Raw genomic sequence first — 16,083 nt, forward strand, 5'->3', positions numbered from 1 at the left:
GCGTAGACCCATGGCGAAAATCCAAGAACTATCAGAACGTTTAGCCAATCAGATTGCAGCCGGTGAAGTCGTCGAACGACCTGCATCGGTTGTGAAAGAATTGGTTGAAAATGCGATTGATGCAGGAAGCAGTCAGATTGATATCTTAGTGGAAGAAGCTGGTCTGCGAACAATTCAAGTGATAGATAATGGTGAGGGAATTTTGACCGATGACGTTGAAAGTGCATTTAAGCGTCATGCAACAAGTAAAATTCATAATCGAGATGATCTATTTCGGATTCGTACACTTGGCTTTCGTGGCGAAGCACTTCCAAGTATTGCCTCTGTTTCTGAATTAACGATCGAAACAGCTAATCAAGAAGAAAGTCAAGGCACTTATGTAGCGCTAAAAGGTGGCGAGATTATGGAACATCGTCCAGCACCATTACGCCAAGGAACGAAGATTACGGTAAGCAATCTTTTTTTCAATACACCTGCTCGCCTCAAATATGTCAAAACGTTGCATACAGAACTCGCAAATATTGGAGATATTGTGAATCGCTTGGCGTTAAGCCATCCAAACATTGCTTTTCGCCTCGTTCATGATGGCAATAAAATGTTAGCAACAGCGGGAAATGGGGAACTCAAACAAACCATTGCTGGTATTTATGGTTTAGCTACTGCCAAAAAAATGCTAAAAATTGAAGCAAAAGATTTAGACTTTGAGCTGCTGGGTTATGTCTCGCTTCCAGAGGTAACTCGTGCCAGCCGAAACTATCTATCAACGATTATCAACGGACGTTATATCAAAAACTTTGCTTTGAATAAAGCAATTGTAGCTGGTTATGGCTCAAAATTGATGGTTGGTCGATATCCAATTGCTGTTTTAGAAATCAAAATGGATCCACTATTAGTTGATGTGAACGTTCACCCAACAAAGCAAGAAGTTCGCTTATCCAAAGAAAAAGAATTGACTGATTTGATAGCAAATGCAATACAAGAAGCACTGAGTCAAGAAAATTTGATTCCTAGTGCTGCAGATAATTTACGATTTAAAAAGAAAGTAACAGATCAGCCAAAAGTTGAACAAACAGAAATTGATTTATCTTATGCGTTTGAAGATGAAAAACCACAAAAACCACAAAGTTTAAATTTTGATCGAGAAACAAGTAGTTTTTACGTGAAAGAAACCGAACAAGCTAGTTTTGGAAAAGTTGTTGATAACTCTGTGGAAAATGTTGAAAACTTTGCTCCGTTTTCTGAAGAATTGACAAATTATCCAGAAAATAGTGGAAAAACGGTGGATAAACACGAGAACTCTGTGGAAAACTTTGTAGAAAAGTCTGTTGATAAAATTACAGAAGAGACATTATCCACTGTGGATAATGTTGAATTTCAAGAAGAACTATCCCCAACTGTTGAAATGAACGCCTCAGAACAAGTTTACGAAGACGAGCTTGCCTTGCATCCAGAATTTGGTCAAGGGAATAGTCGGGCATTGGATCAAGCCATTCAAAAATTAGAAACAGAAAAAGTAACTGAACGTTTTCCCCAACTGGAATATTTTGGACAGATGCATGGCACTTATCTATTTGCACAAAGTAGTACGGGCTTATACATTATCGATCAACATGCGGCACAAGAACGTATCAAGTACGAATATTTCCGTGAAAAAATCGGTGAAGTGTCAAATGACTTGCAAGAATTGTTGGTACCTTTTGTTTTGGACTATCCCAACAATGATGCATTGAAGCTAAAAGAAAAGAAACATTTACTTGAAGAATCCGGTATTTATTTGGAAGAATTTGGGCAAAATAGTTTCATTGTACGGGCTCATCCAACATGGTATCCAAATGGAGAAGAAGAATCGATCATCCGAGAAATGATTGATATGTTGCTGACGACAGGCAGTGTTAGCGTGAAAAAATTCCGTGAAGCAACGGCGATCATGATGAGCTGTAAACGTTCAATCAAAGCAAATCATTATTTGAATGAAGCACAAGCTCGCGTATTGCTAAAAGATTTAGCGCAATGTGAAAATCCCTTCAATTGCCCACACGGCCGACCAGTATTGATCCATTTTACTAATTCGGATATGGAACGGATGTTTAAACGTATCCAAGATCCACATTAAAAAATAGGAAAGAGGCAGAAAATGAAAATAGTATTAGCTTCTCAATCTCCTAGAAGAAAGGAACTGCTTGGTCGTTTAGTTTCTGAGTTTGCAATTCAACCAGCTGCTATTGATGAGACGCCGATTAAGGGTGAAGATCCTGTCACGTATGTTCAGCGAATGGCATATGAAAAAGCACAAGCAGTAGTGGAACAGCAAACGGAACAAACATTAGTAATTGCTAGTGACACAACGGTTGTTCATCAACAACAAATTTTAGGGAAACCGGTAGATTTAGCGGATGCAAAAGCAACGCTTCAATCATTAAGTGGGGAAACACATCAGGTATATACTGCTGTTGTCTTAAAATCAAAAGAACGTGAAGAAAAGATTTTAGCACAAGCAGAAGTAACCTTTTATCCACTAACAGAACAAGAAATCGATACGTATTTGGCGACAGGAGATTATCAAGACAAAGCAGGTTCTTATGGCATTCAAAGTTTTGCGGGTGCATTTGTCAAAGAAATAAGAGGCGATTACTACAGCATTGTTGGTTTTCCAATTGGCGCAGTTAATCAGTCGCTGAAAAAATTTGTGTTTTAAAGAAATAAAAAAATAAGAGCCACGACAATTGTCGTGGCTCTTATTTTTTTACTATTTATGAATCAAAGAGCGAAAGACTTAGCGAACTTCAGCTTGACCAACTTGTTCTTCTGGGCGAACAAGTCCAGTTTTATCAAGTGAGAAGCTGTCAATTTTTTCGGTGTTTGTTAAGACAACAAGAATGTCTGTTTTCTTGCCTGCTTGTTCTACTTGTTCGACAGCCATTTCTGCAATCAGTGAACTTGGTGTTACTAACTCGCCTTCTTGAACATGAACAGTGAACGGAGTGCCTTTTAACTCAACTGTATCTAAGCCCATGTGTACTAAAACTTCAATACCTTCTTTAGAAAGAATACCAATGGCGTGTTTGGTTTCAAAAATGTTAGTGATTGTTCCAGTAACTGGTGAGAAAACTTTATTGTTAGCTGGTACGATAGCATAGCCGTCACCCATCATTTTTTGTGAGAAAACTGGATCATCTACGTGAGTGATTTCTTTTAGTTCACCTGCAGCAACTGCAAATAATTTTTCTGTTTTAAGCGTAGTAGTAGTAGCTTCAAATTGCGTTTTTTCTGGGACAGCTGTTGTACCGTTTGCCGTTTCAAATTGTGCACCGATAGCTTCAGTAGCTGGCGAAACAGGATCAATTTTGTTTAAGATTCCTTGGCGTCTGAAAATAACTGTTAAACCAAATGGAATAAAGATGGCGATAATCATTGCGATAATGAACGGTACCCAAGACTCTGCTTGAATTGCTAAAATTCCTGGTAAGCCACCGACACCAATTGCATTTGCGCGAACGCTCATCAATGTGGCAAACATGCCAGCTAAACCAGAACCAATCATTGCGGCAACAAATGGATAAACATATTTTAAATTGATACCAAACATAGCAGGTTCAGTAACTCCTAAGTAACAAGAGATCATAGCAGGAATCGAAATTTGTTCTTCTTTCTCGTTTCCACGATGCAAGAAAATAATTGCTAAGACGGCTGAACCTTGTGCAATGTTTGACAGAGCAATCATTGGCCAAAGATTTGTTGAGCCAAAGTCTGCAATCAATTGCATATCGATTGCATTCGTCATGTGGTGAAGTCCTGTAATTACGAGTGGTGCGTATAAGAAACCAAAGACAGCACTGAATAACCAGCTGATTGAAGAAGTTAAACCAGCATTAACGACAGTTGAGATCCAGCTTCCGATTGTCCAACCAATTGGTCCTAAAATTACATGAGCCGCTAAAACAGTTGGGACTAAAGAGAAAAGTGGAACAAAAATCATCGAAATCGATTGTGGAATAATTTTTCGGAAAAAGATTTCTAAGTATGCAAGCATGAATCCGGCCAACATTGCAGGAATAACTTGTGCTTGGTAACCAATCATATCAATTTGTGCAAACCCAAAATCCCAAAATGGAATATCTGCAGCTGCAGTAGAGGCAACGCCATAAGCATTTAATAATTGCGGAGAAACTAAGGTAATACCTAAAACAATTCCTAATATTTGCGTAGTGCCCATTTTTTTCGCGATGCTCCAGGTAATTCCGACTGGTAGGAAATGGAAGATTGCTTCACCAGGTAACCATAAAAACGCATTCACGCCACTCCAAAACTGTGAGTGCTCAACGATTGTTCCACCAAGGCTATCAAATTGGATTCCTTCCAATACATTTCGAAATCCTAAAATCAGTCCACCAACAATAATTGCAGGAATCAATGGAGTAAAAATTTCAGCTAAGACAGCGACTGCTCGTTGAATAGGATTCAGATTTTGTTTTGCATATGCTTTACTTTGTTCTTTTGAAACGCCTTCTACACCAGATACAGCAACAAAATCATTGTAGAAAGTTGCTACATCGTTCCCAATGATAACTTGAAACTGTCCAGCATTAGTAAACATTCCTTTTACGCTTGGAATATCTTCTATTGCTTCCTCATTTGCGACTGCTGGATCATTTAAAACAAAACGCATTCGAGTGGCACAATGGCTGACTGCAGCAATATTTTCTTTTCCGCCGATTTCTTTTAATAATTTCTCGGCATCTGCTTGGTACTTTGTCATAAGAAAAACTCCTTTCGTTCAACTTGTCTATGCAAGTTTCTTGAATCAACTATACTGGAATCAAAAATAAAATGCAAGCGTTTTATTCCGAATGTTGTCATTGGTCGCCGGAATCGGTTTCTTTTCTGTTAAGATGCGTCTTTTTTCGTCTTTTTTGAACGTTGAAATGAAAACAAAGCTATAGTATAGTGAAGCAATAATCGAAAAAATAATTGGGTGGAGGAATCAAAACAATGAATAAATTTAATGAAATTTTTTTGGATCTGGAGAAAAAAATTTTAGCAAAGCAGTATCCTCCGCACACACTTTTACCAAGTGAAAATCAATTAATCAAAATTTATGGCGTCTCTCGAGAAACAATTCGAAAAGCATTACAATTATTGACAACAGAAGGTTATATTCAAAAAAAACAGGGAAAAGGATCGATTGTCTTAGAGCGAAGTCGTTTTGATTTTCCAATTTCTGGTTTGACGAGTTATAAAGAATTGCAAGAAACCCAAAATATTCCAAGTGAAACCATTGTTCAAGAACTAAGTGAAACAAAAGTGGATAAGGAGTTAAGTGAAATTACTGGGTGGAAAATTGGGACACCAGTTTGGCATTTAGTTCGGCAACGAAAAATTGCAGGTGAAGTTGTCATTTTAGATCGTGATTACTTGCTAAAGGAAGTCGTACCAACTTTGTCAATTGAACACGCAAAGGCATCTATCTATGATTATTTTGAAAATGACCTTGGATTGACGATTGCTTATGCCCAAAAAGAAATCACAGTAGAGCCTGTGACACCAGAAATCCATGAAGCCATGACCTTAAAAGACGATCCGTATGTGGTAATTGTCCGAGGATTAGTGCATCTGGAAGACACGCGTTGCTTTGAATACACAGAATCAATTCATCGATTAGATAAATTTCGTTTTGTTGAATTTGCTCGTCGCCGCAAAGTTTAATTCTTAGCAAGAAGTGAGCAGATTAGTTGCCTCTTCTCGTTGTTAGTCAGTAAAATTGACAAAAAGGGGATGGCATCAATGTCAAAAGAAACAAATCCAGTACCTGATGAAGAATTAAAACAAAAATTATCACCAATTGCTTACGCAGTGACGCAAGAAAATGCGACTGAACGTCCATTTAGCGGAAAATATGATGACTTTTATGAAAAGGGAATTTATGTTGATATCGTGAGTGGTAAACCTTTATTCAGTTCAACAGAAAAATATGACGCAGGTTGTGGCTGGCCTTCTTTTAGTAAGCCAATTAGTGAAGAGGAAATTACTGAAAAAACCGATCGCTCACATGGGATGCGCAGAGTAGAAGTTAGAAGTCAAAGTGCCGATTCACATCTCGGTCATGTTTTTGATGATGGTCCGGTAGAAAAAGGTGGATTGCGTTACTGCATTAACTCGGCTTCATTAAAATTTATTCCATATGATGAAATGGCTGAAAATGGTTACGAAAAATATAAATCACTTGTTGAATGATTCAACTAAGGAAAGAAGGAGAAACCTCGGAATAGGTAAGACCAAACGAGGTTTCTTTTTTATTCGCATTTTTCAGTTTTTTGTTTGAACTTGCTTAAGAGGAAGCTACTTTTTTCGGCCGTTGAAATGTGCTACAATAAAGCGAACGTATGTGTGTGAAAGAAAGAGGAAAATGGAATGTATGAATATCTAAAAGGGACGGTTACATTTATCAGCCCTTATTATATTGTGGTAGAAAATCAAGGAATTGGTTACCAAATCGCTTTAGGAAATCCTTATCGTTATAGTAGTAAGATGAACCAAGAAATCACTATTTATATCCAGCAGGTTATTCGTGAAGATGGCCATCTACTTTATGGCTTTTCTAGTTTAGAAGAGAAGCAACTTTTCTTAAGACTGGTGAGTGTTTCAGGAATTGGCCCAAAAAGTGCGTTAGCAATCATGGCAAGCGATGATCATTCAGGTTTGATTCATGCAATTGAGTCGGGTGATGTCACTTATTTAACGAAGTTTCCCGGTGTGGGTAAAAAGACTGCACAACAAATGATTCTGGATCTAAAAGGAAAACTAGGTGAAATCAGTATTGAAGCACCAATCAATTTATTTGATGAAGCAAACACGCAAGATACAACGGCATTAGCTGAAGCAATGGAAGCTTTAAATGCGTTGGGGTATAGTGCCAAAGAAGTGAAACGTGTAGAAAAACAACTACAAGCACAAGATAACTTGACTACCGATGAATACTTACGCCAAGCACTGAAATTGATGATGAAAAAATAGGAGGGAACTATGATGACAGACGAACATATTCTATCACCAGAAACTGGCGAGAATGAACTTAGTTTGGAAAAATCTCTCCGACCACATTTATTATCACAATACATTGGACAGGATAAGGTGAAGCAGGAACTCCAAATTTATATCGAAGCTGCTCGTAACCGCGAGGAACCACTCGATCATGTTCTATTGTATGGTCCGCCGGGTTTAGGAAAAACGACAATGGCAATGGTGATTGCAAATGAGATGTCTGTAAACATTCGTACCACAAGCGGGCCAGCGATTGAACGACCGGGTGACTTGGTCGCGATTTTGAACGAACTGGAAGCAGGGGATGTATTGTTTATTGATGAAATCCATCGCCTACCACGAGTAGCAGAAGAAACGCTCTATTCAGCAATGGAAGACTTTTACGTGGATATCATGGTTGGGCAGGGACCAACAGCACACCCCGTACATTTTCCTTTACCCCCATTTACATTGATTGGGGCAACGACGCGTGCAGGAATGCTTTCGGCACCGTTACGTGACCGCTTTGGAATTATTTCACACATGGAATACTACGATGAAGGTGATTTACGAGAAATCGTTCAGCGTTCTGCTTCTATTTTTCAAACGGACATTGTCGAAGACGGGGCAATTGAAATTGCACGTCGTTCGCGAGGAACCCCACGAATTGCGAACCGTTTATTAAAAAGAGTACGTGATTTTGCACAAGTCCAAGCAGATGGAAAAATTGACCGAAATATCGCCGATCAAGCACTGACTCTTTTACAAGTCGATCATGCCGGGTTAGATTACGTTGACCAAAAATTATTACGAACGATGATTGAATTGTATGGCGGTGGACCAGTTGGCTTGAGCACGTTGTCTGTAAATATTGGAGAAGAGCGTGAAACGGTTGAAGATATGTATGAACCATTCTTGATTCAAAAAGGTTTTTTGAAGCGAACACCTCGTGGAAGAATTGCTACCGCATACGCCTATGAGCACTTTGGTTATCCGTATAATAATTAATCGAAGTAACAAGTTTATTGAGATGGGAGGAGAAAAAATGGGTGACTCCATTCACACAAAACAAGTAATCAAACAGGCATTGATTCACCTATGCCAACAAAAAACATTTCGTAAAATAAGTGTTCAGGAAATCGCGCATGAAGCGAACATCAACCGTCAAACATTTTATTATCATTTTACAGACAAGTATGACTTACTTCGTTGGGTGTACTTTGAAGATGCCTTTCACTTTTTAGATCCTCATAATTTATCATTAGATAATTGGGAAGAACAAGCACTAAAAATGCTGAAAGTTATTGCTGATGACAAAGAATTTTATAGCAATACGGTGGCGTCAGACCAAGAAGTATTGCAACAAGAATTTTCGACAATTATCCAGCAATCGTTTATCAGCATTTTTAACCAAATGGACCAAGAAAGACAATTGTCGCAACAAGATAAACTTTTTTATGCCCGCTTTTTCTCTTATGGTTGCAGCGGTGTTTTAGTCAATTGGATAACGCATGATTACCAGGAAACACCGATGGAAATCGCGATGCAACTATTTCGCTTAGCAAAAGACACGGAACTCTATTCTTACCGTCTATATGCACAGGAAGAATCAGAGTCGGATGAGTAAAGAAATAGTTGTCTTTTTATAAAATGGAGGGGAAAAAATGACCAAAGTTTTATTTGTTTGTTTAGGAAATATTTGTCGCTCGCCAATGGCAGAAGGTTTGTTACAAAAACGAGTACAGAAAACAAAACAGGCTGCTGAATTTTTGATCGATTCTGCTGCTACCAGTTCTTATGAAATTGGTTCTGCACCGCATCCAGGAACGCAAAGAATCCTTGACGAAGAAGCGATTGATACAAGTAATATGATTGCTCGCCAAATTACGCCAAAAGATTTTGAAACGTTTGATTGGATTATCGGTATGGATCAAGAAAATGTACGAGAATTACAACGAATCGCACCTGAAAATGCACAAGATAAAATCAAATTATTTATGAGTGTTGTCCCTGGAAAAGAAATGGAAGATGTTCCTGATCCTTACTTTACAAATAACTTTGAGGAAACATTTCAGTTGATTAATGAGGGATTAGACCATTGGGACTTCACATCAAAAGCAAACATAAAATAACGAGTTGTATATTAAAAAATGAACGAGAAGGTTTTAATCAGAAAGCTTATTTTCTTGTTTTTTCCATTAGATTTAGGTAAAATAAAATTACTTAATTCATTACTTTCTTAGCAAAAGGAGGAGTACATTCGATGGACGAGGAAACAGTATCACCAATGAAGAAACTTACCAAGTTAGTGACGCATACGTCGTATCAGTTTTTTGATTCTTTTGTCAATGATACAGAAGAAAAGGCCAAGAATGTACGTAAACAAGGAGAGTTTGTTCTTGAGCTTCAAAAAGCTGCGGTACAAAATAGTCTAGTTGTTTTGCAAGTGAGAGAAAATCGTTTAAGTAATAAGCATGAAACAGTATCTGGATGGGTAGCGACAAAAATCGTTGAAAAAGAACGTGTCATGATTCGTTTACGAAATGAAGAGCAACAAATTCGGATGATTCCCATTGAGCAAATTGAAAAAATCACGAGCTTATCGCCAAGTGGAGAACAAGAACGTTTATCACGTTAAGATTGGTGTTTTATTTTAAGGAAACTAAAAGAGCTTTTCTATCAGCTGATAGAAAAGCTCTTTTTTGATTTGTTTTATAAAAAAAGATCCTGCTAGCTGGGGGGCTAGCAGGAAAGGAGTTAAAAATGAAAAAGTGTTGTTAGGGTTGTTTGTTGGTATGTCTATATAATAGAGTGAAGTTGTGAATATTTTGTGACGATTTTTTTCGAAAGTTGTTAAGTTTTAGCTATAAAAAAATGTCTTTCTAATTTCGCACGTAAAGTAATCAAAAAAGTGTTACTCATTTACTGATGTGACAGTTTCTTTTTTTATAAAGCTCCAGCCTAATCCAATAACGAAACCGATAATTGCTGGAACAATCCAGCCCATGCCAAAGGAAAAGAATGGCAAATAGCTTTCAGCAAATCGTAAAATCGTTTGAACAAACGGTGTATCCTTGATGAGAGCAGGTGACGCATTTAATGCGTCAAGAACAGATGCAATCAAAGTAAAGTACGTAGTCATTCGATAAACACATGCTCGTTTTTTGAACAAAGACTCGCATAATACCAATAAAATCAATGTCATTGCTAAAGGATAAATAAACATTAAAACAGGTAAAGAAATCTGGATAATCTTTGTCAAGCCGACATTAGCAACCAAGCAAGCAAGGACACTTGCTAGTGTTACGAAAAATAAATAGCTTCTCTTTGGAAAAAGTTCTGAAAAAGTTTCGGCAAATGCCGTGATTAAACCAATGCCAGTTTTTAAACAAGCAAGAATGACAATCAATGCTAGCAAGATACTTCCGTAAGTTCCTAAATAATAATCAGCGATTTGAGCTAGAGCGATTCCGCCATTTTCACTTAAAGGAAACATACCTAAGCTCATCGTTCCTAAGTAAGAAAGCAGAGTATAAATGATTCCCATCAAAAGAACACTGATTGCACCCGATTTGATTGTACCTTTTGCAATATCTGATGATTTGGTAATGCCCATTCCACGAATCGTTGTGACGATAATGATTCCAAAAGCTAGAGAAGCAAGTGCATCTAACGTATTGTAGCCTTGAGTGAAACCAGTGAAGAAGGCATGTGTTTGATAATGAGGTTGGATTGGAGCATCAGGAATGGAACCAAGTGGATTCAAAAATCCTAATAAAAGTAAGATTCCTAGTAAAACTAAAAAGATTGGATTTAAAAACTTACCAACGTAATCTAAAATTTTGGTTGGTCTACGTGATAACCACCAAGCAGTAAAGAAGAATAAGATACTAAAAAGTGCTAGAAAAAGTGATTGCTGCTTTGGTGCAATGAAAGGTGCCAAGCCAATTTCAAACGAAGTGCTGGCTAACCGTGGTAAAGCAAAAAAGGGGCCAACTACTAAATAAAGTAAAATAGTAAAAATAATTGCATATTTCCGATTCACGCGTTGGGCCAGTTCATAAACACCAGAGCTTTTTGATACACCAATGGCAATAACACCCAAGAAAGGCAAGCCAATTCCGGTAACTAGGAATCCAAGATTTGCCCAAAAAACGGCTGAGCCAGCCTCTTGTCCCATATGAACAGGAAATATTAAGTTTCCTGCTCCAAAAAATAATCCAAAAAGCATTGAACCAATAAATATACTTTCTTTAAATGACAGTTTTTTTGTCATAGACGAGTCTCCTTTAAAATTCATTTTTTTTAAGGTAACAGAAATTGTGTGTGTACGCAACAATTTTCTGAAAATTTATACAGTATTATTGGTAAGTATTTTTGCAGAACCAGTGCTAAAATGAAATCAGCGTTGAAGTAAAGGAGGAAAAAATGACAAAATCAAGGTTAGAGGCATTTACAGATGGTGTGGTAGCCATTGTTTTGACCGTATTGGTGTTAGATATTGAAATTCCTGATCCTGCTAATTTTCAATCGTTGTGGGGAATTAGAAATACTTTGCTTGCGTATTCAATCAGTTTTCTCTTTGTTGCAGTGATTTGGGTTAATCATCATCGCATCTTTCAAATGGCAGATAAAATTAATTATCGAGTAGTGTGGGCAAATATCTTTTGGCTGTTTTGGCTGACACTTTGTCCATCAGTTACAAGCTGGGTCGGGAGAAATCCGACAGCATTTTGGCCTGAGATGTCTTATGTCATTGTTTACACAATGTGGAGTCTATCTTTCGGCATTTTAATCAAACAAGTTTTGAAAGCAAATAGCAAAGATTCTCATGTAGTCAAAACAGTTTCTAAGGATCATCGAAGCATGATTTCGATGATTATCAATATTGGTTTAATTATTGGGGTCTTTTTTCAACCATTGATTGGCTTGTTTGGACGTTTCCTTGTATCTGGTTTATGGGTATTGTCCTATAAAAAATCAGACTATTACTATCAGAAAATCTTTTTACACAAAAGAAAAGAAGTGAGCAAATAAAGAAACTCTTTTTCCAAATCTAATTTCTTTTGGAAAAAGAGTTTCTTTATTTTTTTCGTTCATATTTCAAATGATAAATGGTTAATAAAGCAATAAACCAAATTGGAGTTAAGAAAAATGCCAGTCGAGTATCTTCACCTAAGATCAATACACCACAGACGAATAACATGTAGAGAAAGACAAGATAGTTACTAATCGGATAAAAAGGCATCTTGAATGAATGTGACTTCTTCCCTAAGATACTCCGACGATATTTTAAATGAGTATACACAAGCATGCTCCAGATAAATAAGAAACAAGTGGTTGCAATGCTACTGACTAAAGTAAAGACCTCACTAGGCATAATGTAATTAAGAACAACTGAAATAAAAATAATAATTGTTGAAAAGACCAATGATTGTCCTGGTACATGATGAGTGGTTAATTTTTTAAATCGTTTAGGTGCGCTCCCTTCTTGTGAAAGAGAACGAAGCATTCGTCCAGTGCTATAAATTGCACTATTACAGGCAGATGCCGCAGCACTTAAAACGACCAAATTGATGATTGAAGCAGCCATCGTAATACCAATTTCAGAAAATACTTCCACAAACGGACTTTCATTTGCGTTTAGACTGTTCCAAGGGTAGATTGACATGATGACAAATAGAGAACCTAAATAAAATAAAATGATGCGAATTGGAATATTATTGATTGCTTCTGGCAAGACTTTTTCCGGATTCTTTGTTTCACCAGCAACCAAACCAACTAATTCGATACCAGCGAAGGCAAAAGTAACCATTTGAAAGGAAAGAATAAATCCTTTTGCACCTTTTGGAAAAAATCCTCCATGTGACCACAGAGTTGAAAGAGCAGCAGGGCCAGCACTTGTTTGATAATGGGTGAGAATCATGTAGACACCAACAAGAATGAAGGCAATAATGGCAACCACTTTGATTAGTGCAAACCAAAATTCTAGTTCACCAAAAAGTGAGACAGCGACCATGTTCAAAGCAAGCAGTAAAATGAGAGCAATTAGTTCTGGAAGCCATTGAGGAACACCAGGTGCCCAATACCGAACGTACATCCCAATTGCGGTTAAATCTGCCATAGCAATTGCAATCCAACAAAACCAATAAGTCCATCCTGTAACAAACGCCGCTTTTTTTCCAAGATACTCTGCAATAAAATCTAGGAAAGAGTGATTGTTTGTGTTGGATAAAAGCAACTCACCTAGCGCACGCATAATGAAAAAACAAATACAACCAGTAATCAAGTAAGCGAGTAAAATGGAAGGCCCCGCTAACTGAATCGTCTTTCCGGAACCTAAGAAAAGGCCAGTCCCAATTGCTCCCCCAATTGAAATCAGTTGGACATGCCGATTCTTAAGTCCCCGCTGTAGTTCTTGTTCATTTTCGTCCATAAAATAATCATCCTAACTAAAAAGTAATTATCTTAAGTTTAAGAGAGTTTTCAGAAAATGACAACTTTGTTTTCTAAATAGGTGGAAAAAAGTTCCTAAAATAAACAAATAAGCTCCGTCAAGATAGGGTATAGCTATTCAAAAAAGTTTTCTGATTGTTAGAAATGAAAACGCAGGTTAATCAACTATCTTTGGACTTCAATGAAGGATGACAACAAAAAAACTAGGATCTTGCTTGATCCTAGTTTTTTGTTTGAAGATTTATTTGTTTAAAATGCGTGATAAGAATTCTTTTGTTCGATCTTCTTTTGGATGAACAAAGATATCTTCAGGCGAGCCTTCTTCTGCGATGATCCCTTTATCCATGAAGATGACGCGATCCGAAACATCTTTTGCGAATTCCATTTCATGTGTCACGATAATCATTGTTAACCCAGTGTGAGCTAAATCTTTCATTGTGTTTAGAACTTCACCAACCATTTCTGGATCTAATGCTGAAGTTGGTTCATCGAATAATAAAACATCCGGATCCATAGATAACGCGCGTGCGATAGCGACACGTTGTTTTTGACCACCAGATAGTTGAGAAGGTCTCGCTTCGATGTAGCGATCCATGCCAACTTTTTCTAAATTTTCAATGGCGATTTTTCGTGCAGATTCTTTATCTCGTTTTAAAACGGTCACTTGACCGGACATACAGTTTTCTAAAACATTCATATTATTGAATAAATTGAACGATTGGAACACCATACCTAAGTGTGTACGGTATTTCGGCAAATTATATTTAGGGGCTAAGACATTTTCACCTTCGTAAATAATTTCGCCACCGGTTGGTTTTTCTAGAAGATTGATACAGCGTAAGAAGGTTGATTTACCTGAACCAGAAGATCCGATAATCGTTACAACTTCACCTTTATTAACCGTCACGTTAATGTCTTTTAGTACTTCGTTTTCACCAAAACTTTTTCTTAAATGATTGATTTCAATAATTGTTTCGCTCATGTTTCTTCCTCCTTATTCTTGCAAGTTTGAATTTTCGACTTCTTCAATTTTTGTGTAAGCTGAAGGGCCATCGATTTTCTTTTCAACAAAACGCAAGATTCTCGTAATTGTAAAGGTCATAACTAAGTAAATAATCCCTACAATCGTAAAGGTTTGGAAGAATTGGAAGTTTGCCCCGGAAGCAGAGTTCCCTTGGAAGAACAAGTCTGCTACACCAATTACACTCAATACAGCTGTGTCTTTAATGTTGATTACAAATTCATTACCTGTTGCTGGTAAGATGTTTCGTAGGACTTGAGGAATCACAACTTTACGCATCGTTTGTCCATGTGTCATCCCGATTGCTTGTGCGGCTTCAAACTGGCCTTCATCTACGGCGAAAATACCACCACGAACGATTTCTGTCATATAAGCACCTGTGTTGATTGAAACAATAAATAATGCTGCAATTGTCCGGTTCAATGAAATACCAAATGCTAAAGCTAATCCATAGAAGATAACCATTGCTTGTACCATCATCGGCGTCCCGCGGAAAACTTCGATATAAATTGAAAGCAGACCGTTTGCGATTTTTTGGAAAAACTGCGTAACTTTATTATCTGATTCAGGGATTGTACGGAAAACACCAATCAATAAACCAAGGGTTGTTCCGACAATTGTACCAATCAATGCGATGAATAATGTAAGACCTGCACCGCGAAGAAACATTTCCCCATATTGGTTCCAAATATTTTTGAAATCGGTAAAGATTCCTGATTGTTCTTCTTCGTCAGTTGAAGCAGGCTGGTCCTTGATTGCTTGATCCATCATTGCAGTACGCTCATCTTGTGAGATACCTGAAAGAATTTCATTGACTTTTTGAATATCAGTATCATTTTTGCGCATCCCGATGGCAATTTGAACATCTTCTGCATTTGTTTCAAAACCATTTTCGCCTGTGAATTCCAACATTTTTAGGTCTTTATTCACGCTAGTAGCTGTGACACCTTCAGGTCGCTCGCTGACGTAACCATCAATCATTCCAGAAGCTAAGGCAGTCCTCATAGCAGAGAAATTATCCATTGCTTGTTGCTTTTGAACATTTGGAATTTGGTCGATGACACTATAGTGGAAGGTATTTAATTGTGCAGTGATTTTCGCATTTTCTAAGTCAGCTAGTTTTTTTGCATTCGCAAAGTTGCCGTCTTTTTTAACTACCACAACTAATTGAGACTCATAGTAAGGGTCAGTGAAATCAATTTCTTTTTTTCTTTCCGCAGTCGGGCTCATCCCTGCGATGATTGCATCAATTTTTCCTGATTGAAGAGCAGGGGCTAAACCATCCCATTTTGTTTGGACGATAACTAAATTTTTTCCTAAGCCGTCTGCAACTTTTTTTGCGATTTGAACATCATAGCCACCAGCGTAACTTTTTTGTCCGTCAATTGGTAATGCGTTGTTCTTATCCGTTTGTTGAGACCAGTTGAACGGAGCGTAACCTGCCTCCATCCCAACGCGAAATTCGTTGTCGGGTGTTTTTTCATCGGCAAAAGCAGATGTGCTTACGCTAAATAATGAAAAGATAAATGCAAATAATACGGTAACTGAAACAAAATTTTTATTCATGTTCTTTCTCCTCTTCTTTCTGA

At 37.5% G+C, this 16,083-nt stretch carries 15 protein-coding genes; 10 read left to right on the top strand and 5 right to left on the bottom strand.

Annotation, left to right across the window (positions count from 1 at the left end; all coding sequences use genetic code 11):
* Positions 1-10: 10 nt before the first annotated feature.
* Positions 11-2,113 (top strand): DNA mismatch repair endonuclease MutL, encoded by a 2,103-nt coding sequence (gene mutL / locus IGJ93_RS00630; RefSeq protein ID WP_071868739.1) that lies wholly within the window; start codon positions 11-13, stop codon positions 2,111-2,113.
* A gap of 21 nt (positions 2,114-2,134) precedes the next feature.
* Positions 2,135-2,695: a Maf family protein gene (locus tag IGJ93_RS00635; RefSeq protein ID WP_071868738.1), complete on the top strand. Its 561-nt coding sequence runs from the start codon at positions 2,135-2,137 to the stop codon at positions 2,693-2,695.
* Between the two features lie 78 nt (positions 2,696-2,773).
* Here IGJ93_RS00635 and treP read toward each other — a convergent pair whose 3' ends face one another.
* Positions 2,774-4,756 (bottom strand): PTS system trehalose-specific EIIBC component, encoded by a 1,983-nt coding sequence (gene treP, locus IGJ93_RS00640; RefSeq protein WP_285603383.1) that lies wholly within the window; start codon positions 4,754-4,756, stop codon positions 2,774-2,776.
* Positions 4,757-4,989: 233 nt separating this feature from the next.
* On the opposite strand from treP, the gene treR reads away from it, so the two are divergent.
* From treR to IGJ93_RS00675, 7 genes are all read left to right on the top strand, one after another.
* Complete coding sequence (gene treR, locus IGJ93_RS00645) at positions 4,990-5,703, top strand: trehalose operon repressor (protein WP_430596965.1); 714 nt, start codon at positions 4,990-4,992, stop codon at positions 5,701-5,703.
* A 78-nt stretch (positions 5,704-5,781) separates the two neighbouring features.
* Positions 5,782-6,231, top strand: coding sequence for a peptide-methionine (R)-S-oxide reductase MsrB (msrB, locus tag IGJ93_RS00650; RefSeq protein WP_284591121.1), 450 nt, complete (start codon positions 5,782-5,784; stop codon positions 6,229-6,231).
* A gap of 177 nt (positions 6,232-6,408) precedes the next feature.
* Positions 6,409-7,011: a Holliday junction branch migration protein RuvA gene (gene ruvA / locus IGJ93_RS00655; protein WP_067483428.1), complete on the top strand. Its 603-nt coding sequence runs from the start codon at positions 6,409-6,411 to the stop codon at positions 7,009-7,011.
* Between the two features lie 12 nt (positions 7,012-7,023).
* Positions 7,024-8,025, top strand: a complete 1,002-nt coding sequence (gene ruvB, locus IGJ93_RS00660) for a Holliday junction branch migration DNA helicase RuvB (RefSeq protein WP_067483426.1) — start codon at positions 7,024-7,026, stop codon at positions 8,023-8,025.
* A 37-nt stretch (positions 8,026-8,062) separates the two neighbouring features.
* A complete protein-coding gene (locus IGJ93_RS00665) occupies positions 8,063-8,644 on the top strand; it encodes a TetR/AcrR family transcriptional regulator (protein ID WP_218658025.1) in 582 nt (193 codons plus the stop codon).
* A 37-nt stretch (positions 8,645-8,681) separates the two neighbouring features.
* Positions 8,682-9,149 carry a low molecular weight protein-tyrosine-phosphatase gene (locus IGJ93_RS00670; RefSeq protein ID WP_075491316.1) on the top strand — a complete coding sequence of 156 codons (468 nt, stop codon included), beginning with the start codon at positions 8,682-8,684 and terminating at the stop codon, positions 9,147-9,149.
* A 131-nt stretch (positions 9,150-9,280) separates the two neighbouring features.
* Positions 9,281-9,655: a hypothetical protein gene (locus IGJ93_RS00675; protein WP_071868736.1), complete on the top strand. Its 375-nt coding sequence runs from the start codon at positions 9,281-9,283 to the stop codon at positions 9,653-9,655.
* 276 nt (positions 9,656-9,931) lie between these two features.
* On the opposite strand, the gene brnQ is transcribed toward IGJ93_RS00675, so the two are convergent.
* Entirely contained in the window at positions 9,932-11,293 is a 1,362-nt protein-coding gene (gene brnQ / locus IGJ93_RS00680) for a branched-chain amino acid transport system II carrier protein (RefSeq protein WP_285700767.1), read from the bottom strand.
* 152 nt (positions 11,294-11,445) lie between these two features.
* On the opposite strand from brnQ, the gene IGJ93_RS00685 reads away from it, so the two are divergent.
* Complete coding sequence (locus tag IGJ93_RS00685) at positions 11,446-12,054, top strand: TMEM175 family protein (protein WP_071868734.1); 609 nt, start codon at positions 11,446-11,448, stop codon at positions 12,052-12,054.
* Positions 12,055-12,100: 46 nt separating this feature from the next.
* Here IGJ93_RS00685 and IGJ93_RS00690 read toward each other — a convergent pair whose 3' ends face one another.
* From IGJ93_RS00690 to IGJ93_RS00700, 3 genes are all read right to left on the bottom strand, one after another.
* Positions 12,101-13,453: an amino acid permease gene (locus IGJ93_RS00690; protein ID WP_285700769.1), complete on the bottom strand. Its 1,353-nt coding sequence runs from the start codon at positions 13,451-13,453 to the stop codon at positions 12,101-12,103.
* Positions 13,454-13,714: 261 nt separating this feature from the next.
* Positions 13,715-14,455, bottom strand: a complete 741-nt coding sequence (locus tag IGJ93_RS00695) for an amino acid ABC transporter ATP-binding protein (protein WP_067483419.1) — start codon at positions 14,453-14,455, stop codon at positions 13,715-13,717.
* Between the two features lie 12 nt (positions 14,456-14,467).
* On the bottom strand, positions 14,468-16,060 hold the full coding sequence (locus IGJ93_RS00700) for an ABC transporter permease subunit (protein WP_067483417.1): 1,593 nt from the start codon (positions 16,058-16,060) through the stop codon (positions 14,468-14,470).
* Between the last annotated feature and the right edge of the window lie 23 nt (positions 16,061-16,083).

Origin of the sequence: Enterococcus sp. DIV0174, assembly GCF_050529065.1 — a bacterium.
Classification (GTDB): domain Bacteria; phylum Bacillota; class Bacilli; order Lactobacillales; family Enterococcaceae; genus Enterococcus_B; species Enterococcus_B thailandicus.